This window comes from Aminobacter sp. P4_D5, assembly GCF_056401815.1.
In genome coordinates this window covers 1-570 of record NZ_JBFUIP010001152.1, presented here as the reverse complement: position 1 = coordinate 570, position 570 = coordinate 1, and the positions used below count along the sequence as shown (strand labels likewise).

The 570-nt window shown below is 71.8% G+C and carries 1 protein-coding gene; it reads right to left on the bottom strand.

Annotation, left to right across the window (positions count from 1 at the left end):
* The coding region (locus AC1DWF_RS37200) for a Bug family tripartite tricarboxylate transporter substrate binding protein (protein ID WP_476843438.1) at nt 1–570 on the bottom strand (570 nt) is incomplete at both ends.

The window sequence follows — 570 nt, the reverse complement described above, 5'->3', positions numbered from 1 at the left end:
GGAACATGCAGTCCACCTGTCCCGCGATGACTGCCGTGATGCCGGGCGCCTGTCCCGTGAAGGGCGCGTGCAGCGCCTCCTGGTTCGTGGCCTTCAGCAGGAGCTCCATGGTGAGCTGCGAGGTGCTGCCGACACCCCAGGACGCATAGCTGACACGGCCCGGCGCCTCGCGCAGCCTGGCGAGGAAGCCGGCGAGATCGCTCACGCCCATGCCCTGGCCGACCGCGAGCGCGAAGGGTGCGCGGGCGAAGAGGCTGACGGGCTGGAAGTCCGAGGGATTGTAGGCCAGCCGGCGGTAGACCAGCGGATTGATCGCATGCGTCTCGGCATTGCCGAGGATGAGCGTGTGCCCGTCSGGCGCCGAGCGCGCGACGAATTCCGTGCCCAGCGCGCCGGTGGCGCCCGSSCGGTTCTCGATCACCACGGGCTGGCCGAGCGGGCCCTGCATCGCCTGCGCGATGGAGCGCATAACCACGTCGGCGAAGGCGCCCGGCGGCCAAGGCACGATGATGCGCACAGGCCGATCCGGGAAGGCGCCGAGCGCCGGCGCGGCGAGCGCGGTCGTGCCGG